Annotated in this window: 18 protein-coding genes, 1 tRNA gene and 1 pseudogene; 15 read left to right on the top strand and 5 right to left on the bottom strand. The window is 74.6% G+C overall.

The genetic code is table 11. From position 1 onward, the window contains the following. The first annotated feature begins 30 nt into the window (after positions 1-30). The 6 genes from katG (at position 31) to IF43_RS0131085 (ending at position 6,836) form a co-directional block, all read left to right on the top strand. A complete protein-coding gene (katG, locus tag IF43_RS0131110) occupies positions 31-2,232 on the top strand; it encodes a catalase/peroxidase HPI (RefSeq protein WP_030208492.1) in 2,202 nt (733 codons plus the stop codon). Between the two features lie 168 nt (positions 2,233-2,400). Continuing rightward, positions 2,401-4,815 carry a nitrate- and nitrite sensing domain-containing protein gene (locus IF43_RS0131105; protein WP_051796519.1) on the top strand — a complete coding sequence of 805 codons (2,415 nt, stop codon included), beginning with the start codon at positions 2,401-2,403 and terminating at the stop codon, positions 4,813-4,815. Next, positions 4,812-5,216, top strand: coding sequence for a roadblock/LC7 domain-containing protein (locus tag IF43_RS0131100; protein WP_030208485.1), 405 nt, complete (start codon positions 4,812-4,814; stop codon positions 5,214-5,216). Before IF43_RS0131105 ends, IF43_RS0131100 begins: the two co-directional genes overlap by 4 nt. Beyond that, complete coding sequence (locus IF43_RS0131095) at positions 5,216-5,644, top strand: DUF742 domain-containing protein (RefSeq protein ID WP_078910597.1); 429 nt, start codon at positions 5,216-5,218, stop codon at positions 5,642-5,644. The genes IF43_RS0131100 and IF43_RS0131095 overlap by 1 nt, the downstream gene beginning before the upstream one ends. Continuing rightward, entirely contained in the window at positions 5,631-6,221 is a 591-nt protein-coding gene (locus IF43_RS0131090) for an ATP/GTP-binding protein (protein WP_030208479.1), read from the top strand. The genes IF43_RS0131095 and IF43_RS0131090 overlap by 14 nt, the downstream gene beginning before the upstream one ends. 141 nt (positions 6,222-6,362) lie before the next feature. Further along, positions 6,363-6,836, top strand: a complete 474-nt coding sequence (locus tag IF43_RS0131085; protein ID WP_078910596.1) for a protein phosphatase — start codon at positions 6,363-6,365, stop codon at positions 6,834-6,836. Positions 6,837-7,071: 235 nt separating this feature from the next. Here IF43_RS0131085 and IF43_RS0131080 read toward each other — a convergent pair whose 3' ends face one another. Together IF43_RS0131080 and IF43_RS0131075 are read right to left on the bottom strand one after the other, a co-directional pair. Next, positions 7,072-8,010: a hypothetical protein gene (locus IF43_RS0131080; protein WP_051796516.1), complete on the bottom strand. Its 939-nt coding sequence runs from the start codon at positions 8,008-8,010 to the stop codon at positions 7,072-7,074. Then, positions 8,010-9,287: a VWA domain-containing protein gene (locus IF43_RS0131075; protein ID WP_030208466.1), complete on the bottom strand. Its 1,278-nt coding sequence runs from the start codon at positions 9,285-9,287 to the stop codon at positions 8,010-8,012. Before IF43_RS0131075 ends, IF43_RS0131080 begins: the two co-directional genes overlap by 1 nt. A gap of 325 nt (positions 9,288-9,612) precedes the next feature. On the opposite strand from IF43_RS0131075, the gene IF43_RS0131070 reads away from it, so the two are divergent. The 3 genes from IF43_RS0131070 to IF43_RS0131060 all read left to right on the top strand — a co-directional run bounded on the left by IF43_RS0131070 (position 9,613) and on the right by IF43_RS0131060 (position 12,701). Continuing rightward, positions 9,613-11,673, top strand: a complete 2,061-nt coding sequence (locus tag IF43_RS0131070) for a phosphocholine-specific phospholipase C (protein WP_030208463.1) — start codon at positions 9,613-9,615, stop codon at positions 11,671-11,673. 77 nt (positions 11,674-11,750) lie between these two features. Next, positions 11,751-12,506, top strand: a complete 756-nt coding sequence (locus IF43_RS0131065; RefSeq protein ID WP_030208460.1) for an alpha/beta fold hydrolase — start codon at positions 11,751-11,753, stop codon at positions 12,504-12,506. 122 nt (positions 12,507-12,628) lie between these two features. After that, positions 12,629-12,701: transfer RNA gene (locus tag IF43_RS0131060), tRNA-His, on the top strand. A gap of 124 nt (positions 12,702-12,825) precedes the next feature. Here the strand turns inward: IF43_RS0131060 and IF43_RS0131055 are convergent. Beyond that, positions 12,826-13,551, bottom strand: a complete 726-nt coding sequence (locus tag IF43_RS0131055) for a CTP synthase (protein ID WP_030208457.1) — start codon at positions 13,549-13,551, stop codon at positions 12,826-12,828. Between the two features lie 124 nt (positions 13,552-13,675). Between IF43_RS0131055 and IF43_RS0131050 the strand changes: the two genes are divergently transcribed. From IF43_RS0131050 to IF43_RS0131035, 4 genes are all read left to right on the top strand, one after another. Beyond that, entirely contained in the window at positions 13,676-14,323 is a 648-nt protein-coding gene (locus IF43_RS0131050) for a LysE family translocator (RefSeq protein WP_030208454.1), read from the top strand. Between the two features lie 124 nt (positions 14,324-14,447). Next, positions 14,448-15,419 carry a LysR family transcriptional regulator gene (locus IF43_RS0131045; protein WP_030208450.1) on the top strand — a complete coding sequence of 324 codons (972 nt, stop codon included), beginning with the start codon at positions 14,448-14,450 and terminating at the stop codon, positions 15,417-15,419. After that, positions 15,400-16,545: an aminopeptidase P family protein gene (locus IF43_RS0131040; RefSeq protein WP_107048632.1), complete on the top strand. Its 1,146-nt coding sequence runs from the start codon at positions 15,400-15,402 to the stop codon at positions 16,543-16,545. Before IF43_RS0131045 ends, IF43_RS0131040 begins: the two co-directional genes overlap by 20 nt. Positions 16,546-16,611: 66 nt before the next feature. Further along, a complete protein-coding gene (locus tag IF43_RS0131035) occupies positions 16,612-17,145 on the top strand; it encodes a GNAT family N-acetyltransferase (protein ID WP_037890816.1) in 534 nt (177 codons plus the stop codon). A 111-nt stretch (positions 17,146-17,256) separates the two neighbouring features. Here the strand turns inward: IF43_RS0131035 and treZ are convergent, their stop codons facing one another. Further along, entirely contained in the window at positions 17,257-19,014 is a 1,758-nt protein-coding gene (treZ, locus tag IF43_RS0131030; RefSeq protein WP_030208437.1) for a malto-oligosyltrehalose trehalohydrolase, read from the bottom strand. A 142-nt stretch (positions 19,015-19,156) separates the two neighbouring features. Between treZ and IF43_RS0131025 the strand changes: the two genes are divergently transcribed. Beyond that, on the top strand, positions 19,157-19,708 hold the full coding sequence (locus tag IF43_RS0131025; protein ID WP_030208435.1) for a DUF1707 and FHA domain-containing protein: 552 nt from the start codon (positions 19,157-19,159) through the stop codon (positions 19,706-19,708). 40 nt (positions 19,709-19,748) lie between these two features. Continuing rightward, complete coding sequence (locus IF43_RS0131020; protein WP_030208434.1) at positions 19,749-20,210, top strand: GNAT family N-acetyltransferase; 462 nt, start codon at positions 19,749-19,751, stop codon at positions 20,208-20,210. Between the two features lie 64 nt (positions 20,211-20,274). Here IF43_RS0131020 and IF43_RS0131015 read toward each other — a convergent pair. After that, positions 20,275-20,961, bottom strand: a pseudogene (locus IF43_RS0131015) (3-hydroxyacyl-CoA dehydrogenase); the annotation flags it as partial.

Below are 20,961 nucleotides of genomic sequence, written 5' to 3'. Positions count from 1 at the left end.
GCGATCCGGTTAGTTCGGAAGGATTCCCCCATGTCTGACAATCTCGAGGCCGCTGCCGGCGGCTGCCCGGTCGCCCACGGCCGCGCCGCGCACCCGACGCAGGGCGGCGGCAACCGCCAGTGGTGGCCGGAGCGGCTCAACCTGAAGATCCTCGCCAAGAACCCGGCCGTCGCGAACCCGCTCGGCGAGGAGTTCGACTACGCCGAGGCCTTCAAGGGCCTGGACCTGCCGGCCGTGAAGCAGGACATCGCGGAGGTCCTCACGACCTCGCAGGACTGGTGGCCCGCCGACTTCGGCCACTACGGCCCCTTCATGGTCCGCATGGCCTGGCACAGCGCCGGCACCTACCGGATCAGCGACGGCCGCGGCGGCGCCGGTGCCGGCCAGCAGCGCTTCGCGCCGCTGAACAGCTGGCCGGACAACGCCAACCTCGACAAGGCCCGCCGCCTGCTGTGGCCGGTCAAGAAGAAGTACGGCCAGGCCATCTCCTGGGCCGACCTCATGATCCTCGCGGGCAACGTCGCGCTGGAGTCCATGGGCTTCGAGACCTTCGGCTTCGCCGGCGGCCGCGCCGACGTCTGGGAGCCGGACGAGGACGTCTACTGGGGCCCGGAGACCACCTGGCTCGCCGACGAGCGCTACAGCGGCGACCGCGAGCTCGAGGACCCGCTCGGCGCCGTCCAGATGGGCCTCATCTACGTCAACCCCGAGGGCCCCAACGGCAACCCGGACCCGATAGCCGCCGCCCGCGACATCCGCGAGACCTTCGGCCGCATGGCGATGAACGACGAGGAGACCGTCGCCCTGATCGCCGGCGGCCACACCTTCGGCAAGACCCACGGCGCCGGCGCCGCCGACCACGTGGGCGCCGACCCCGAGGCCGCCCCGCTGGAGGCCCAGGGCCTCGGCTGGCAGAGCACGTACGGCACCGGCAAGGGCGCCGACACGATCACCTCCGGCCTCGAGGTCACGTGGACCACCACGCCGACGCGCTGGAGCAACAACTTCTTCGAGAACCTCTTCGGCTTCGAGTACGAGCTCACCTCGAGCCCGGCCGGCGCCCACCAGTGGGTCGCCAAGGACGCCGAGGCCGTCATCCCCGACGCCTACGACGCCTCGAAGAAGCACCTCCCGACCATGCTCACCACCGACCTGGCGCTGCGCTTCGACCCGGCGTACGAGCAGATCTCGCGGCGCTTCCTGGAGCACCCGGAGCAGTTCGCCGACGCGTTCGCCCGCGCCTGGTTCAAGCTGACCCACCGTGACATGGGCCCGGTCGTCCGCTACCTCGGCCCGGAGGTCCCCTCCGAGGAGCTGGCGTGGCAGGACCCGCTGCCGCCGCGCACCGGTGAGCTCGTCGACGCGGCCGACGTCGCCGCCCTCAAGGAGCAGGTCCTCGGCTCCGGCCTCTCCGTGGCCGAGCTGGTCTCCACCTCCTGGGCCGCCGTGTCCTCCTTCCGCGGCAGCGACAAGCGCGGCGGCGCCAACGGCGGCCGCATCCGCCTGCAGCCGCAGATCGGCTGGGAGGTCAACGAGCCCGACCAGCTCGCCCGCGTCCTGCGTACCCTGACCGGCATCCAGGAGTCCTTCAACGCCGCCCAGGCCGACGGCAAGCAGGTCTCCCTCGCCGACCTCGTCGTCCTCGCGGGCGCCGCGGCCGTCGAGAAGGCCGCCAAGGACGCCGGCTTCGAGGTCGAGGTCGCCTTCACGCCCGGCCGCGTGGACGCCTCGCAGGAGCAGACGGACGTCGAGTCCTTCGCCGCCCTGGAGCCGCGCGCCGACGGCTTCCGCAACTACGTCGGCAAGGGCCAGCGCCTGCCCGCCGAGTACCTGCTCGTCGACAAGGCGAACCTGCTGAACCTGAGCGCCCCCGAGCTGACCGTCCTCGTCGGCGGCCTGCGCGTGCTCGGTGCCAACTACCAGGGCTCCCAGCTCGGCGTCCTCACCGAGACCCCCGGGCGGCTGACGAACGACTTCTTCGTCAACCTGCTCGACCTCGGCACCACCTGGACCGCGACCTCCGAGGACGCGCACACCTTCGAGGCCCGCGACGCGGCCACCGGCGAGGTGAAGTGGACCGGCTCCCGGGCCGACCTCGTCTTCGGCTCCAACTCCGAGCTGCGCGCGCTGGCCGAGGTCTACGCGAGCGACGACGCGAAGCAGAAGTTCGTGAACGACTTCGTCGCGGCCTGGGTCAAGGTCTCGAACCTTGACCGGTTCGACCTGGTCTGACCGGTTCGCCGGTAGGCAGGGACGCACAGGGGGCGTCTGGGGCGGCACATTTCGTGACCGTTCCGGACGCCCCTTGCCGTTCCGTAGAGCCTCTGTGGCTGGTTATGATCGGCGCCTTCCGCTCGTACGTACGTGCCCCCGCCCGCTCCGCGCCGCCCCCGAGGACCGATGCCCGCCAGCGAACCCGAAGGCGCTCCCGCGCCGGCCCCCCACCGCCGGCTGCGGGCCGTGCGCCGACGGATCCGGACCGTGCGCCTGCGCACGCTGCTGATCTGGCTGGCGGTCGTCCCCACCGTGGCGATGGGCACCCAGACCGTGCTGACCGCCGACCGCCTGCTGACCCAGGCGCAGAACCTGCGGGCCGACGTGGAGGCCGGACAGCGGCTCGGCGAACCACTGTTCCAGCTGGTGGCCGCGCTGCAGTCCGAGCGGACGCTGACCGCCGCCGCGCGGTCGGGCGGCTCCCTGTGGGACTCCGACCTGCGCGAGGCCCGGAACTCCGCCGACTTCGCCGTGGCCGCCTTCCGGGGCCCGGCCGCCACCGGCGCCGAGCGGTCCGAGGCGACCCGCAAGCTGCTCGTCGAGGTCACCAGCGGCCTCGACGACCTGGCCTCGCAGCGCAAGCGCGCGGACGACCGCACCGGCGGTCCGGACCGGACGGTCGGCTACTACACCGAACTGATCGACGGGCTGCTGCGGTTCTCCCAGGACGAGTTCAGCCACGGTGACGACGGCCGCGTCAGCGAGGACGGCCGCGCGGCCGTCGCGCTCCTGACGGCCTCGGAGATGGTGGCCCGCGAGGACGCGCTGCTCGCGCTCGCCGGGCCGGCCAGGGAGCTGACGGCCGTCGGCTTCGCCTCCTTCCTCGAGGCCTCCGGGTCCCAGCCGTACCTGTTCGGCACCTCGATCGTGCCGTTCCTACCCCCCGCCGACCGGGAGAGGTACGAGCGGATCACCGGGTCCGGGCCGTGGCAGACCAAACTCCGCATCGAGGGCTCGGTCCGGTCCAACCACAAGGACACGAACACCGGCGTACGGCTGCCCTTCGAGGTCACCGACTGGCGCGCCGCGCACGAGTGGTTCGCCCCGCAGCTGGCCAAACTCGGATCGGACCGCGGCCGGGCCGTGCTGGCCGAGGCCGACGCGAAGGCCGGCGAGCTGGAGCGGGAGGTGTTCCTGCTGGTCGGCGGCAGCGCCGCCCTGCTGCTGGCGGTCGTCACCCTCGTCGTGCTCACCACCCGGTCCGTACTGCGCCGCCTGGACGGACTGCACCGGCGCACCGTGGCCGTCGCCGAGCGGACCCTGCCCGAGGTGGTGGCCCGGCTGCACCGCGGCCAGGACGTCGACGACACGGCCCTGCCGCAGGTGCGGGGGCACGACGACGAGGTCGGCCGCATCAACGACGCGTTCGCCCGGGTCGTCGCCGTGTCCGTCGACGGGCACCGGCAGCTGGCCGCCGAACGGCAGGGCTTCGGCATGTTCGCCTCGGGCCTCGCCGCCCGCACCGGCAACCTCGTCAGCCGCCAGCTCAGCCTCACCGAGGACATCCAGGACGCCTTCGGCCACGACGAGGCGCTGCTCGCCCAGCTCATGCGCGCCGACCAGCTGACGGTCGGCATGCGGCGGCAGATCGAGAACCTCCTCATCCTGTCCGGCGGCGAGATCCCGGACCCGCACACCAACCCCATGCGCATCGCCGACCTGCTGCGCGAGGCCGCCGCGGAGGTCGAGGACTTCCGGCGGATCGAGCGCCAGGCACTCGACGAGGCGAGCATCGAACCGCACGTGATCAGCCAGACCAGCCACCTGCTGGCCGAACTCCTGGACAACGCCACCCGGTTCTCCCCGCCCCGGTCCACGGTCGTCATCCGCGCCGAACGCGTCGCGGACGGCCTGTCGGTCGAGATCGAGGACCGCGGGCCGCGGGTCTCCGGCGAGCGCTACGAGGAGATGAACGCGCGCCTGCACAGCGCGCCGCCGTACTCCGTCCTCGCCGACAACGCCCACCGGCTCGGCCTCTTCGTCGTCGGCCACCTCGCCGACCAGCTGGGCGCCCGGGTCACCCTGCGCCGCTCCGTGTACGGCGGGACGTCGGCCGTGGTGATCCTGCCGGCCGCGCTGCTGGCGGCGGAGCGGGCCGAGGGCGGCGCGGCCGGGGCCACCCGCGGACCCGTACGCGCGACCGCGCGGCCCGGCCGCGAGCCGGTGCGCCCGGTACCGGGGCCCGCGCGCCGCGAACCGGCCCGGGAGCACGTCCGCGAGCCCGCGGCAGCCGCTCCCGCCCCGGCCGGCCCCGCGTCCGCGGTGCTCCGCCCCGAGCCCGCCCCGACCGGCCCCGCGCCCGTCGCGGCCGTGGCCGCGCCCGCGACCCTGCCGGTACGGGCGACCGCGGGCGGCGGCCGGCCGCCGCTCCCCGAGCGCGTGCCGCAGACCCACATGACGGACCGGCTGCGCGGACCGCGCGCCCCCGAGCCCGCCCCCGCCCCGGACGAGGCGACACCCGAAGAGGTGGCGGACGCCTGGGCCGACTACGAACAGGGGACGCAGACAGTGGAACGAGAGCTCCGACGGGATCAGCCATGACGACGACAGCCAACGACGTGATCTACAGCGTCCTGGACAACAACCTCAGCAGGATCGCCGGCATCCAGGGCGCCGTGCTCCTGTCCAACGACGGCATCATGCTCAGCCCCTACCTCCTCGACCGGGACCAGGCCGAGCGCATCGCCGCCGCGTCCTCCGGGGTCGCGGCCACCATGAGGGCGATCTCCCGGGAGATCGAGGGCGGCCGGGTCATCCGCCAGCTGGTCGAGATGGACGACCGGTACCTGTGCATCGTCGGGTGCGGCGAGGGCAGCACGCTCATCGTCGTCACCTCCCGCAAGGCCCGGCTCGGCGAGCTGGGCGGCGAGGCCGTCCGGACGGCCCAGGCGCTCGGCGAGTGGCTGGACACCCCGGAGCGCGGCCAGGGGCCCGCGGCCTGATGCCGGACGACGACGCGCCGCGGGAGCCGGCCCCCGCGGCCAGACCGGAGCCCGGGGCCGACGCGGGACCCCCGCGCCGGCCCCGGGCGCCGCGCCGGACGCGGCTGTACGCCCTCACCGACGGCCGTACCTCCGCGCCGGACACCGTCCTGACCATGGACACCACGATCACCGCCGCGGTCGCCGCGGACGCCGACGCCGGCCTGCCGACCGAGTGGCTGGCCGTGCTCGCCCTGTGCCAGCCACCGGACGGCCGCGCGGTCGCCGAACTCGCGGCGCGCACCGGCATCCGCCTCACCCCGATGACGCTGCTGCTCGGCGAACTCGCCGAGCGCGGGCTCATCCACCACCGGCCGCCCCTGGAGGGCGCCGAGACCACCAACGTCCACCTGCTCATGAGAATCAGGGACAACCTTGCCCGGATATGACACCCCGGCCGCCTCGGTGGCTCCCGTCAAGATCCTCGTCGCCGGGGGATTCGGCGTCGGCAAGACCACGTTCGTCGAGACGATCTCCGAGATCGAACCGCTGCGCACCGAGGAGCGCCTCACCGCCGCGGGCGTGGGCGTCGACGACCTCGACGGGATCGAGTCCAAGGAGGTCACCACGGTGGCCATGGACTTCGGGCGCCTCACCCTCGACGACGCCGGAGTGGTGCTGTACCTGTTCGGCACGCCGGGCCAGGAGCGCTTCTGGTTCATGTGGGACGACCTGCTGAACGGGGCGCTCGGGGCGATCGTGCTGGTCGACACCCGGCGGCTGGACCGCAGCTTCCCTGCCGTGGACTTCTTCGAGAGCCGCGGCCTGCCGTTCGTCGTGGGCGCCAACTGCTTCCACGGTGAGCAGTCGTACACCGCGGAGGAGATCGCCGGGGCGCTCCACCTGCGGGACCCGCGCACCCCGGTCCTGATGCTCGACGCCCGCGAGCGGGGCGACGTGCGCGGCGCCCTGCTCGCCCTGCTGGACTCCCTGATCGCGGCCCGGACGGCCGGCGTCGGGGCCTGACGCGCGCGCCGGCGGCGACGGTCCGTCAGTCTGCGGCGGGGGATGGTCGCCAGTCGTTCCTGCCGGTCGTACGGTGGGGCGTTCCGGCCGGTTGCGCCCGCCTTTTCCACCGCCTTTTCCTGTGCCGTCTACGGTGGGTCCATGGCGGGTGGTGGCGGTACGGAAAAGGACGCGGCCCCGGGCGGCGGTTGGCCGCCCGGGGCGCCCGGTGTGCTGCGGCTGCCCTCCGGGCTGCTCGTGCGCGTACGCGGGCTGCGCCGCCCGCTCCCGGCCGGCCCCCGCCCGGAGTTCGCGGTGCACCTGCTCGGGCGCCGGCCACCGGCCCCGGAGTGGGAGACCCGGTGGGTCCGGTGGCCCGACTTCCTGCTGCCCGCCGACCCGTCGGCGCTCGCCGCGGTGCTGGGCGAGGCGCTCGCCCGTGCCGGGGCCGGCGAGCGGGTGGAGGTCGCCTGCGGCGGCGGGTACGGGCGCACCGGCACCGCCCTGGCCTGCCTCGCGGTGCTCGACGGGCTGCCGGGCGGCGAGGCCGTGGCGTTCGTACGCCGCCACTACTCTCCGCGCGCCGTCGAAACGCCCTGGCAGCGGCGCTTCGTGGGGCGGTTCGGGGGGCGTTGAACTGGGGCTTCGGTGGGCTCGCTTCGGGGCGGGTCCCGTGGTGTGTGGGTCCCCTCGGCGCTTGACGGCGCGCGGGTGTCGGGGAGACCGGTCTACGCGGACGCGACCGCCCTGGACCCGGGGGCGTTCCGGGACGCCTCCTCCGCGAACGCCGCGGCCCGCCCTCCCCAGGGGGGAGAGCGGGCCGAGACGTCCCGGCGGACGTCGGCGGGCGCCGGCTCCGTCCGGTGGGGGGTCAGGCGCCCGGCGGGGGGACGTGGCGCGGGCGGCCGGAGCCGCGGGTGAGGCGGTAGCCCCAGATGCCCGCCAGCGCGGCCAGTACCCCGCCCGCGGCCGTCCACAGCCAGCGGTCGTTCAGCCAGGTCCAGCCCCAGCCGTCCTCGGGCTCGCCGGAGAACAGCCGGGCCACCGAGCCCTTGGCCTGGGACGCGGCCGAGTCCGAGGCGGACGGGTCCGCCGAGGCCGCGGCCCCCGCGTCCCCGGCGGCGCCGGAGCCGTCGGACGTGCCGATGCCCGGCACCAGCGGCTCGGCCAGCGAGCCGTCCACGGCCGCCCTGCCGCCGATGTCCTCGGTGGTGACACCGACCTCGGCGTGCACCGGCAGGCCCTGGTCGGCCTTGTTCAGGCCCACCGCCGTCAGCCGGATGTAGTACGTGCCCGGCAGCGGGTCGCCCGACCAGGACTCGGCCCACGCCCGCACCGTCGGCAGCGCGCAGGTCAGGTCGATGGTCCGGGCGCCGGCCGCGGCGCCGCGCGTCGTGGCCCCGTACCGGCAGGCCTGCCGGCGCCGCAGCCCGTCGTACACGTCGAGCTGCCACACCGAGGAGGACTGGCCGGCCGCCGTCTCCGGCAGCTCCACCCGCGCCTTGACGGTGGAGCGCTGCGCCGCGTTCGCGGCGAACGACCAGTACAGGTAGTCGCCGGTGGAGGCGGACACCGCGGCCCGCCCGTTCTGGCGGAGCTCGGCCGCGGTGCGGAACGAGGTCCCGGCCGAGGTCAGCGGCTTGCTGTCGGCGCTCCCGGAGGGGGTGGGGGAGGGCGAGTCCGCCAGCGCCGGCGCGGTCCCCGCGCCGGCCCACAGGGACAGGGCCGCCGCGCCGCCGGCCACGAGGCGGCGCAGCCGCCCCGCCCGGGTGGCGGACCGGTCGGCCGTCCGAGTCGTCGTTCGAGCCATCAGTTGGTCCTCCAAACCGTCACGCGCCAGCGCGAGATCCAGCCCCACAGCAGGCCGCCGAGGAAGCCGGCCAGCGCCAGCACCGCCAGCAGCCACCAGCCGCGACCGAGCCCGAAGGCGGCCACGTCCGAGGCCTCGTCCGGGCCGTCCACGAGGTCGACCGTCAGCTCGACCGGGAAGCCCGGCGCGGCCGGGACGCCCGCGGCGGGGGCGTACGAGGTGCTCACCCGCAGGCAGACGGTCTCCGCGGCCTGCGCGGCGTCCGCGTCGTCCGGATCGTCCTCCTCGGGCCGCGGGTAGCGCAGACCGGTGGAGATCACGTCGGTGCGCCCGTCGCCGGACTCCTGCCCGCGCACGATCTCCCGGCCGTACAGGGTCGTGGCGCGCAGCAGCACGCCGTAGTCCCGCGCCACCGCGCGGTCGGCCGCGACGCTCACCGAGGCGCGCAGCTCCTGCCCCGGCCGCACCGCGACGCGGTACCACCGGTGGCTGCCCGCCACCTCGCGGTCGCTGTAGATCCCGGAGGTCAGCACCGGGGCCTTGGCGCACTCGTCCGCGCCCTGCACGCCGACCGGGGTGACCTCGGGCTTCGCGGTCCGGTCCACCAACTGGTTGACCCGGTCGGTGAGTTCCTTCTTGTGGCGCACGGCGGTGTACGTGCCGCCGGTCGCCGAGGCGATGCAGCTGAGCTGCGCCTGGGTCTTGGCGTCGGGCACCAGGCCGAGCGTGTCGATGGTGATGTGGATGCCCTTGGCGGCGATGTCCCGGGCGACCACGCACGGGTCGAGCGGGGCGCAGGTGTCCTCGCCGTCGCTGATGAGGACGATGCGGCGGGAGCCCTCACCGCCGTTCAGGTCGTCCGCCGCCTTGAGCAGCGCCGGACCGATGGGCGTCCAGCCCGTCGGTGCGAGCGTGGCGACGGCGGTCTTCGCCTCGGTCCGGTCCAACGGACCGACGGCGTAGAGCTGCTGGGTGTCCTTGCAGCCCTCCTGCCGGTCGTTGCCCCGGTACTGGGCGCCGAGCGTGCGTATGCCGAGCTCGACCTCCTGCGGGGTGGCGTCGAGCACCTCGTTGAACGCCTGCTTCGCCGCCGCCATGCGCGTGCCGCCGTCGATGTCGCGCGTGCGCATCGAGCCGCTGACGTCGAGCACCAAGTCGACCTTCGGCGCTGCCCGTCCGCCCGGTTCGTCCGCGAGGGCGGGACCGGGCTGGAGTCCCATGATGAGTGCGGCGAACAGGATCCAGAGCCACGCCGCCGGCCGTTTTCTAGTGATCACCGGCGGATCCTATTGATCCGCCGGACGCTGCTCCAAACGGGCGGTCCGGGCCGGGCGTTCAGCCCGCTGACCGGAAAGGCTGTTCCGGGCGGTTTGGGGGAGCTGGGTTCAGCGGAGCGAACGGGTGAGGGTTTTGGGGCGGTTTGGCGGGGTGGGGGCGTGTAGGGGTGCGGGGGGTTGCGGAGGGCGGCGTTCCGTCAGGGAAGCCGTTCGCCTGGCGTACCGCGGCGCGTCACGGGGGAGTCTTCGGGCGGTCCCACTCGAGCGCTGTTCTAGGGGCGCTCGAAACGCCGCTCCCCTCCCACACCGCAGAGGTCGAACCCCCATGGCTGAACTCAATCGCCGCCGCTTCATGCAGATAGCGGGCGGCGGCGCCGCCGCGCTGACGATGCTGTCCGACAGCATCGCGCGGGCCGCCGCCATCCCCGCGCAGGGCGCCACCGGCACGATCCAGGACGTCGAGCACATCGTCGTCCTGATGCAGGAGAACCGTTCCTTCGACCACTACTTCGGCTCCATGAAGGGCGTCCGCGGCTTCGGCGACCCGCGCCCGGTGACGCTGCCGAGCGGCAAGCCGGTCTGGTACCAGGCGGACGCCAACAAGAAGGAGATCCTGCCCTTCCGCCCGCCGGCGAACGACCTCGGCATGCAGTTCATCCAGGACCTCAACCACGACTGGGCCGGCGGCCAGAAGGCCTTCAACAAGGGCAGGTACGACCAGTGGGTGCCGGCGAAGACCGCCACCACCATGGCGTACCTGACCCGCGACGACATCCCGTTCCACTACGCCCTCGCCGACGCGTTCACCCTCTGCGACGCGTACCACTGCTCGTTCATCGGCTCCACCGACCCGAACCGCTACTACATGTGGACCGGGTGCACCGGCAACGACGGCACCGGCGGCGGCCCGGTCCTCAACAACGCCGAGGCCGGCTACGGCTGGACGACCTACCCCGAGCGCCTGGAGGCCGCCGGCATCTCCTGGAAGGTCTACCAGGACATCGGCGACGGCCTCGACGCGGCCGGCGGCTGGGGCTGGATCAACGATGCCTACCGCGGCAACTACGGCGACAACTCGCTCCTCTACTTCAACAGCTACCGCAACGCCCAGCCCGGCAGCCCGCTCCACGACAAGGCCCGCACCGGCACCAACGCCAAGGCCGGCCAGGGCCTCTTCGACAACCTGCGTGCCGACGTCCGGAACGGCACCCTGCCGAAGGTCTCCTGGATCGCCGCCCCCGAGGCCTTCACCGAGCACCCCAACTGGCCCGCGAACTACGGCGCCTGGTACATCGCGCAGGTGCTGGACGCGCTCACCTCCAACCCCGACGTGTGGGCCCGCACCGCGCTGTTCATCACGTACGACGAGAACGACGGCTTCTTCGACCACGTCGTCCCCCCGTACGTGCCCTCCTCGGCCTCCCAGGGCCTGTCGACCGTCTCCACCGCGCTCGACTACTTCCCCGGCAAGACCGGCTACGTCGCCGGCCCGTACGGCCTCGGCCAGCGCGTCCCGATGCTCGTCGTGTCCCCCTGGAGCCGCGGCGGCTACACCTGCTCCGAGACCCTCGACCACACGTCGATCATCCGTTTCATGGAGACCCGCTTCGGCGTCCGGGAGCCCAACATCTCGCCGTGGCGCCGGGCCGTCTGCGGCGACCTGACCTCGGCCTTCGACTTCACCCAGGCCGACAGCAGCGCCGCCGTGCTGCCGCCCACCGCCGGCTACTACCCGCCGGACAGGAACCGCCACCCCGACTACGTCCCGCCGGTCCCGGCCGTGGGCACCATGCCGAAGCAGGAGGCCGGCACCAAGCCCACCCGCCCGCTCAAGTACGCCCCGTACGTGGACGGCGCGGCCAACACGAGCACCGGCAAGTACCAGCTGACCTTCAGCGGCGGCCCGACGGCCGGCGCGCAGTTCCTGGTCACCTCCCCCAACCGCACCGACGGCCCGTGGACCTACACCACGGAGGCGGGCAAGTCGATCGCGGACACCTGGAACACCACGTACTCCAAGGGCGTCACGGACCTCACCGTCCACGGCCCGAACGGCTTCCTGCGCCGCTTCCGCAACGCCAAGACCGCCGGCACCGAGGTCACGGCCCGCCACGACGCGGGCACCGGCAACATCGACCTGACCTTCACCAACGTGGGCACGGCCGACGCCCACCTGACCGTCACCAACGCCTACGGCGGCTCCGCGCAGACCTTTACGGTCCGCAAGGGCGCCACCCTCACCCAGTCCGTCGACCTGCGCGCCTCGCGCAGCTGGTACGACCTGACCGTGGTCTCCGACGTCGACACCACGTTCCTGCGCCGGCTGGCGGGCCACGTCGAGACCGGCGCGTCGGGCGTGAGCGACCCCGGCATCGTCACCGTCTGACACCGCCCGGTGTGAGCGGCGGTCCGGTGGGCAGACCATACGGCGTCACGTCACGTCCCCCTCGAAAGGGAGCCCGTATGGCCATCGCCCACCGGACCGTCGGCACCGGACCCCGCCGCGCCGTCGTCCTGCACGACTGGTTCGGCACCTCCGCCAACTGGGGTTCCGTACTGGACTACTTCGACCCCGAGGAGTTCACGTACGCGTTCCTCGACTACCGCGGCTACGGGCAGCGCAAGGCCGAGACCGGCCGGTACGGCCTCGCCGAGATCGCCGACGACGTCCTGGAGCTGGCCGACGGGCTCGGCTGGGACACGTTCTCGCTCATCGGCCACTCCATGGGCGGCAAGGCGATCCAGCAGGTCCTCGTCCGGGCCCCCGAACGCGTCGAGAAGCTGGTCGGCCTCGCGCCGGTGCCGGCCGCCCCGTACGAGATGGACGACCAGACCCACGCCCTCTTCTACGGGGCCGCCGAGGACCCCGCCAAGCGGCTGGCCATCCTCGACCTGGTCACCGGCAACCGCGCGAGCCGCCACTGGCTGGACCGGATGGTCGCCCACTCGCTGGAGGTCTCCCGGCCGGAGGCCTTCGCCGGCTACCTCGCCAGCTGGCAGACCCTCGACCTGTCGGCGGCGGTCAAGGGCAGCACCGTGCCGGTGCTGGTCCTCGTCGGGGCGTACGACCTCGCACTGACGGAAGAGGTCATGCGGGCCACCTGGCAGGTCTGGTACCCGAACGCGGAGATCCGCACGATCGCGGGCGCCGGCCACTACCCGATGCACGAGACGCCCGTGACGCTCGTCACGGAGATCGAGGGCTTCCTGCGGAGCTGACGCCCCGGGAGCGGCCTTCCCCTGGTGGGGGCGCGGGCCGGGCACGGGACGGGCGCGGGACCACCGCCGCTGATCGGCTATGCTGTGCGTGCACATCGACGGGCGCCGTGGCGCCCGCCGTGGTGGGTGTAGCTCAGTTGGTAGAGCACCTGGTTGTGGTCCAGGTGGCCGCGGGTTCGAGTCCCGTCACTCACCCTGTTGGTCCTGTGGGGCGTACGAGCATCTCGTACGCCCCACAGGCGTATCCGGGGCCGGGGCCGGTGCCGCGCCGGGTCGGGTCGGGGTCCGGACCGGGCCGGGCCGGCCCGTCGCCGTCCCGCTACGCGGCCGCCCGCGCCCCGGCGTGGGCCACCGCCGCCGCGGCCAGGGCCCGCACGATGGGGTGCGGGTCCGAGCCGTCCCCGTACAGCTCGGGCTGGAAGAGGGTCGCGAGGAAGAACGGGTGCCCCGGCAGCTCCGCGATCCGCGGGCCGCCCTCCTCGTCGTGTCCGGACAGGACCAGCCCGTGGGCGGTCAGCGCCGGCAGGTGCCGGGGGTCGGGCCCGTAGTTGCAGTGGTACCGCTCCACCGAGCGCTCCGCCCCGAGGACCTCCTCGGCCAGCGAGCCGGGCGCGGCCGTCACCACGCCCTCGTGCCCCACGAGCGAGCAGGCCAGCGGGGCGATGAGGAGGTCGGTGGCCTCCGGGTCGTTCTCGGCGTGCGCGACCCCGGCCAGGCCGCAGACGTTGCGGGCGAACTCCAGCAGGGTGTGCTGGAAGCCGCCGCAGGTGCCGAGGAAGGGGATGCCCTCCTCGCGGGCGGTGCGGACGGCCGCGAGCGCGCCGGCCTCGCTGGCGTACGGGCTGCCCGGCAGCACCCACACCGCGTCGAAGCCGGCCAGGGCGCCCGAGGCGGCCTCGGCCTGCGCGTCGCCGGTCGGGATCCAGTACGCGTCCAGGACCAGCCCGTCGCGCTCGGCGAGCGCGGCCAGCAGGGCGGGGACCCGGACGTGGGCCTTGACGTTGGGGGAGCGGTCGCCGACGAGGGCGATGCGTGCGATCTTCATGCGGATCATCGTGCGGGGCCGAGGGCGTTCAGCGCCAACGATCATTCCTGGTGGTCCGATAAGCAGTACTGATGGGGCGCCGAGGGGGCACTGACAAGGGCCCTCGGCAGGCCAGGATGACGCCATGACCATCCCCTCGGCAGTCGCCTCCTTCGCCGTCGTCGCCGGCCTGCTCACGCTCGTACCCGGGCTCGACACCGCCCTGGTCCTGCGCAGTGCGGCGACCCACGGCCGCGCCCACGCCTTCGCCACCGCGCTGGGCATCAACACCGGTGCTCTCCTGTGGGGCGCGGCCGCGGCCTGCGGCGCGACCGCGCTGCTGACCGCCTCGCAGACCGCGTACACCGTGCTGCGCATCGCGGGTGCGGCCTACCTGCTGTGGATGGGCGTCGGGATGCTGCGCGCGCTGCGCCGGGAGGCCGGCCCGGCGGAGCTGCGCCCCGAGCGGCCGGCGGCGCGGCTGTCGGGCTCGTACCGGCGGGGGCTCACCACCAACCTGCTGAACCCCAAGATCGGGGTCTTCTACATGGCGGTGCTGCCGCAGTTCGTCCCGGAGGGCACCCCGCACCTCGCGATGGGGCTGGTGCTGGCGCTGGTCCACGACGCCGAGGGCATGGCCTGGTTCACCCTCCTGATCCTGGGCGCCGAGGGGGTGCGCGCACTGCTGCGGCGCGCCCGCGTCAGCGGACGCGCCGCCCGGCGGTCGCTCGACGCGGTGACCGGGTCGGTGCTCATCGGCCTCGGCGTGGAGCTGGCGCTCTCGGACCGGTGAGCGGCGCCGCCCGGCACCTGCCCCTGAGCCTTCGACACCGCGGGACGGACGGGTGGGAACGGGACGGGACGGGACGGGTGGGGACGGGTGCGGGGGTACCCGAGCCGTGCCCGATCCTGGGGGCATGGACCCCCACCTCCTGCGCACCTTCGTCACCGTCGTGCGCCTCCGCTCCTTCTCCGAGGCCGCCCACGAGCTCGGGTACACCCAGTCCGCGGTGTCGCAGCAGATCGCCGCACTGGAGGGGGACCTGCGCACCCCGCTCCTGACGCGCCGCCCCGTCGCCCCGACCCGGGCCGGCAGCCGGCTGCTGGACCACGCCGGGCCCCTCCTGCTGCGCCTCGACGCCGCCCGCGCCGACATCGCCCGCCTCACCGCCGCCCCGCACGGCCGGGTCACGCTCGCCGCGAGCCCCCTCGCGACCGGCCCGGATGTGCTGGCCGCGCTGCCCCCGACCGGCGTGACACTGCGGGTGCTGCCGCGCGAGGAGATCCCCGCCGCCGTCGCCACCGGAGCGTGCGACCTCGGCCTCGTCGACGGCGTGGCCGCCCCCAGCGACCCGCTCCGGCTGCCGGACGTCGCGCCGCTGACCGTGGCCGGCGCCGGCGAGGCCCCGCTGGCCGTCCTGCTGCCGGCCGACCACCCCTTCGCCCGCCGGACCGAGGTCCGGCTCGAGGACCTGGTGGACGCCCGCTGGCTCGACGCGCCCGGCGTCGGCCTCCCGCTCGACGCCCTCTGGTCCGCCGCCCGGGCCGGCTCCGGCCGCCTCAACGCCTCGCTGCGCTACGAGGGCACGGACGTCCGCACCCTGTGCACCCTCGCCGCGGCCGGGCACGGCCTCGTACTCCTGCCGGAGCGGGTGGCGCGGGAGTACGCGGGCGCCGGCGGGACCGGTGGCGAGGTGCCCGACGCCCTCGGCGGGACGGCCGGCGCGCGCGGGGGGACCGGTGGCGGGGTGGCCGTACGGCTGGCCTCCCCGCGCCTCGTGCACCGTACGGAACTGCTCTCCTCCGGCACCCTCGACGGGGCCGCCGGCGCGCTGGCGCGGCGCCTGACGGGCCGCCAGGATGGGACGCATGACACGTCAGACGCGTGAGTCGGCCGAGCCCGCCCCCTTCACCACCGCCGACTACGCCACCCGCATGGAGCGGGCCGCCGCGGCCGCAGCCGACGCCGGGCTCGACGGACTGCTGGTCTCGCCGGGGCCCGACCTGTACCACCTCACCGGCTACCGCCCGCCCGCCGAGACCGAGCGCCTGACGCTCCTCGTCCTCGCCGTGGGCCAGGAACCGGTGCTGGTCGTGCCGGCGCTGGAGGCGCCGGACGCGTTCCGGGCCCCGGGCGCGCCCGCGCTGACGCTGCGGGACTGGACCGACGGGAAGAACCCCTACCGGGCGACCGCCCCCTTCCTCGACGTCGACGGCCGCTTCGGCGTCAGCGACAACACCTGGGCCCTGCACCTGCTCGGCATCCAGCGGGAGTTGCCCGGTACGACGTACGCGGCCCTGACCGACGTGCTGCCGCTGCTGCGGGCCGTCAAGGACGCCCGGGAGCTGGAGCGGCTCGCGGCCGCGGGAGCGGCGGCCGACGCGGCGTACGAGGAGGTCCTCGAGGTGCGGTTCGCCGGACGGCGCGAGAGCGAGGTGGCCGCCGACCTCGCGCGGCTGCTCCGCCGCCACGGCCACTCCCGGGTCGACTTCACCGTGGTCGGCTCCGGGCCCAACGGGGCGAACCCGCACCACGAGGCCGGCGACCGGGTCATCGCGGCCGGCGACATGGTCGTCCTCGACTTCGGCGGGCTCAAGCACGGCTACGGCTCCGACATCTCCCGCACCGTCCACGTCGGCCCGGCCCCGGGCGCGGAGGAGCGGCGCGTCCACGACGTCGTACGGGAGGCCCAGCAGGCGGCCTTCGAAGCCGTCCGGCCCGGGATCGCCTGCCAGGAGGTCGACCGGGCGGCACGCGCCGTGATCGCGGCGGCCGGCTACGGGGACCGGTTCGTCCACCGCACCGGCCACGGCATCGGGGTCACCACGCACGAACCGCCGTACATGGTCGAGGGCGAGGAGCGGGAGCTGGTCCCCGGCATGTGCTTCTCGATCGAGCCGGGCATCTACCTGCCGGGCCGCTTCGGGGTGCGCATCGAGGACGTCGTCACGGTCACGGAGACCGCCGGCCGCCGCCTCAACAACGCCCCGCGCGAACTGGCCACGGTCTCCTGACGGCGTTTCGGACAGGCCGCGACTTCTGTAGGCGAACCGTAGTCTGATGTGATAGTCCACGGTGTCATGGGTGACGTACTGACCCCGCGACTGGTTCTGCATCCGATGAGCCCCGCCGACGCGGAGCGCCTGCTCGCGCGCACGCCCGGGGCCGGGGACCGCTGGGCGGCCGGCTATCCGGCGGAGGTCGACCTGGTCGGGGCGCGCAACTTCCTCACCACCTGCACCGAGCAGGGCGACCCCGGTCCCTTCGGCTCCTACGAGATACGGCGGCGCGCCGACGGGACCGCGATCGGCGGACTCGGCTTCCACGGCCCGGTGGACGAGGAGGGCAGCGTCACCATCGGCTACGGGCTGATCCCCTCCGAACGCGGCCGCGGCTACGCGACCGAGGCACTGCGCGCCCTCGTGGAACTGGCCCGCCGACTCGGCGCCCGCAGCGTGCGCGGCGACACCTCGCACGACAACGTGGCCTCCCAGCACGTGATGGCCGCCGTGGGCCTGCGCCTGGTGGCCGAGGACGACCAGCTCAAGTACTACGAACTGGCCCTCACCGACCCCGCCCCGGCCGAGGACGGGGCCGTGGCGGAGGCCCGTTAGGGCCCCCGGCCACCGGCCGGGGCCCGTCGGGGCCCCGGCACGACCTGAGCTCAGTGAGGGGCCCCGCACCACCTGAGCCCCGTCAGGGCCCCCGGCACTTTCTGAGCCCCGTCAAGGCCCCAGCACGACCACCGACTCTGCCGGGAGGTGCAGGCGGCCGGCCGGGTCGGGCGGGGCGGCCTCGTCCCACGCGGCCAGGACGCGGACGCCGTTGCGGCCCAGGGCGATCGTCGCCGGGTGCGCGGAGAGGTTGACCGCCACCCGGACGTCGCCGCGCCGGAACGTCAGCCAGCGCCGCTCCTCGTCGTACGCCACCCGTACCGCCGCCAGGTCCGGGTCCCGCAGGTCCGGCTGGCGCCGGCGCAGCGCGATCAGCGTGCGGTGCCACTCCAGCAGCCGGCCGTGCGGGGAGTGGTCCGGCTCGCGCCAGTCCAGTACGGAGCGCTTGCGGGTGGCCGGGTCCTGCGGGTCCGGCACGTCGCCGGCCGCCCAGCCGTGGGCCGCGAACTCCCGCCGCCGGCCCGTCCGTACCGCCTCGGCGAGCGCCGGGTCGGTGTGGTCGGTGAAGTACTGCCAGGGCGTCCGCGCCCCCCACTCCTCGCCCATGAACAGCATCGGCACGAACGGCCCGGTCAGCGTCAGCGCCGCCGCGCAGGCCAGCAGCCCGGGGGAGAGGCCGGCCGACAGCCGGTCGCCGAGCGCCCGGTTGCCGACCTGGTCGTGCGTCTGGGCGTAGCCGAGGAAGCGGTGCGCGGGGGTGCGGCGGCGGTCCACCGGACGGCCGTGTGCGCGGCCGCGGAAGGAGGAGTACGTGCCGTCGTGGAAGAACACCCGGGTCAGCGTCTTGGCCAGGGCGGCCAGCGGGGCCTCGGCGAAGTCGGCGTAGTAGCCCTGGGACTCGCCGGTCAGCGCCGTGTGCAGGGCGTGGTGGAAGTCGTCGTTCCACTGCGCGTGCAGCCCCGTGCCGCCCGCCGCGCGCGGCGAGGTGGTGCGGGGGTCGCAGCGGTCGGACTCGGCGATCAGGAACAGCGGCCGGCCGGTCTCCGCGGCCAGCGCGTCCACCGCCTCCGAGAGCTCCTCCAGGAACGTCAGCGCCCGGTCGTCGGCCAGGGCGTGCACGGCGTCCAGCCGCAGCCCGTCGAGCCGGTAGTCGCGCAGCCAGGCCAGCGCGCTCTCCCGCAGGTACGCGCGGACCTCGTCGGAGCCGGGCGCGTCGAGGTTCACCGCGGCGCCCCACGGGGTGTGGTGGGTGTCGGTGAAGTACGGGCCGAACGCGGGCAGGTGGTTGCCCGCCGGACCCAGGTGGTTGTGCACCACGTCGAGGACGACGCCCAGCCCGTGGGCGTGCGCGGCGTCGACGAACCGGGCGAGACCGGCCGGCCCGCCGTACGGCTCGTGCACCGCCCACGGGGCGATGCCGTCGTAACCCCAGCCGTGCCGGCCGGGGAACGGGCACACCGGCATCAGCTCGACGTGCGTGACGCCCAGCCCGACCAGGTGCGGCAGGCGGGAGATGGCCGCGTCGAACGTGCCCTCGGAGGTGAAGGTGCCGACGTGCAGCTCGTACAGGACCGCGTCCTGCAGCGGGGGCGGCGGCGGGGCCCCGGGACCGGACCCCAGCCACGTGAAGCGCTCGAACTCGACCACCGCGCTCGGCCCGTCCGGGCCGTCCGGCAGCCGCCGCCCCCGGGGGTCGGGCAGGACCGCGGTACCGTCGTCCAGCACGAACCCGTACCGGTCCCCGTCCGCGGCCGGCGCCGTCGCGCCCCACCAGCCGGCCCGCTCGGGGTCCCGCGCCATCGGGAGCGACTCCTCCCGCAGTCGCAGCGCGACCCGTGCCGCCTCCGGTGCCCACACCTCGAACCGCATGCTCGGTCCCCTCACAGCCGACGGTGCCCAACCTGCCCGTACCCGCGTGCGCGGGGCACGCCGCGACGTGCCCGCGCCCATCATCGCGGGCCCGCGGGCCCTCTTCTGGACACTCCGGCACCGACGGGCCGACAATCACCCTGTGACGTCGAGTTTTGAGTTCCAGACCTACCCCGCGCGGCTCTCGGACGCCGAACGGGACCGGGCCCTCGGCCTGCTCCGGGAGGGAGCGGCCCAGGGCAAGCTTTCGCACGACACGTTCCTGCGCCGCATGGAACTCGCGCTGATCGCCCGGAGGTCCGACGAACTCTCCGCGCTGACCGCCGACCTCGGCAGCGCCGAAACGCCGTGGACGCAGCGGCTCTTCGGCTGGGTCGGCCGCGCCTCCGCCGTGGCGGTCGGTGTCCGACGCGCCTGGCACGCCGAGAAGCTCCCGAAGCTCATGCTGCCGCAGACCGGCCCGTACCCGCTGACCATCGGCCGTGACCCGGGCAACGGGCTGCGGCTGAGCCACGACACCGTCTCGCGCCGGCACGCCGAACTGCGCCCGAGCGACGGGTTGTGGGTGCTGCGCGACCTCGGCTCCACCAACGGCACCACCGTCAACGGCCGCCGCGTCACCGGTTCGGCCATCGTCCGGGCCGGCGACCAGGTGGGGTTCGGGCACATGGTGTTCCGGCTCTCGGCGCCGTGAGGCCGCGCACCCGCCGCGCCACGCACACAGGAAGGCGTCCATGACCGCACCCCGGATCCGTACCGCCGTCGCCGCGGACCTGCCCCGCATCGTCGAACTGGTCCACGAGCACGCCGCGTACGAGAAGGCCGCCCCGCCCGCCCCCGGGCTCGCGGAGCGGCTCGCCCCGCTGCTGTTCGGCCCGGAGGCCGACCCGGACCTGCGCGTCCTCGTCGTCGAGACCGAGGGGCGCGCGCTCGTCGGATACGCCGCCCTGTCCACCGAGTTCGCGTTCTGGGACGGCTGCCGCTACCTGCACATGGACTGCCTCTACCTGGCCGCGGCCACCCGCGGCCAGGGGCTCGGTACGGCCGTGATGGACGCGGTCCGCGCGTACGCCGAGAGCCGGGGACTGAGCCAGGTCCAGTGGCAGACCCCCGAGTGGAACGAGGGCGCGGTCCGCTTCTACGACCGGCTCGGCGCCCGCTCGCGCGGCAAGCTGCGGTTCACCTGGGACCTGTAGGGACCTGGAGGGACCTGGAGGGACCTGCAGGGGTCGGGGCCGGGCGCGGGCTCCGGGGCCGTGGTCAGGCCCGCCTCCCGAGGTCGCGTGCCAGGAGCTTGCGGTACGCCGCCAGGGCCGTGCGCGACTGGTGCTCGACCTGGGTCGCCACCGGTACCCAACGGGCCTGGAACCTGGAGGCGAAGGCCTCGCACCAGTCCGCCACAAGCCGGTCCAGCTCGGGTCCCGCCGGGTGCCCGGCGGCGCGCAGCTCGCGCAGCAGCATCGCGGCCGCCCGCAGCGCCAGGCGGCGGGCGAACGCGTCGATGCTGCCGATGTACGCGGCCGTCGCCTCCGGCGGCGCGGAAGCGGACCAGGCCTCGGTGACCCGGGGGATCAGCGCCAGGGTCCAGTCCACCGCCCGCAGCAGCGCGGACTCCCCGTCCGCGGGCAGGTCCGGTCGGGTGCGCTCCAGCACCTCGGCGACGCGCTGGGCGTCCTCGGCGAGCCGTCGGGCCAGCGCCCGCAGGGTCCCGCGGGGGTCCGGGTGCGGGGCCGGGTCGTCCACCAGGTCACCGGCCCACATGGGGACTTCGAGGATCGCGGTGGTGCCGTCGTAGCGGTGGGCGTGGTACCAGGTCGACAGGCGGGCGTCCTCGGCGGTGTCGGCGTCCTCGGCCCGGCCGCCGGCCCGGGCGGTGGCCCGGGCGGCGGGGCCGGACGCGTGGTGAGCGCTGGGGGCGGGGGCGGGGGCGGGGGCGGGGGCGGGGGG

It is taken from the genome of Streptomyces sp. NRRL S-87, from assembly GCF_000719335.1.
GTDB lineage: Bacteria > Actinomycetota > Actinomycetes > Streptomycetales > Streptomycetaceae > Streptomyces.
This window is presented reverse-complemented; position numbering and strand designations above follow the sequence as displayed.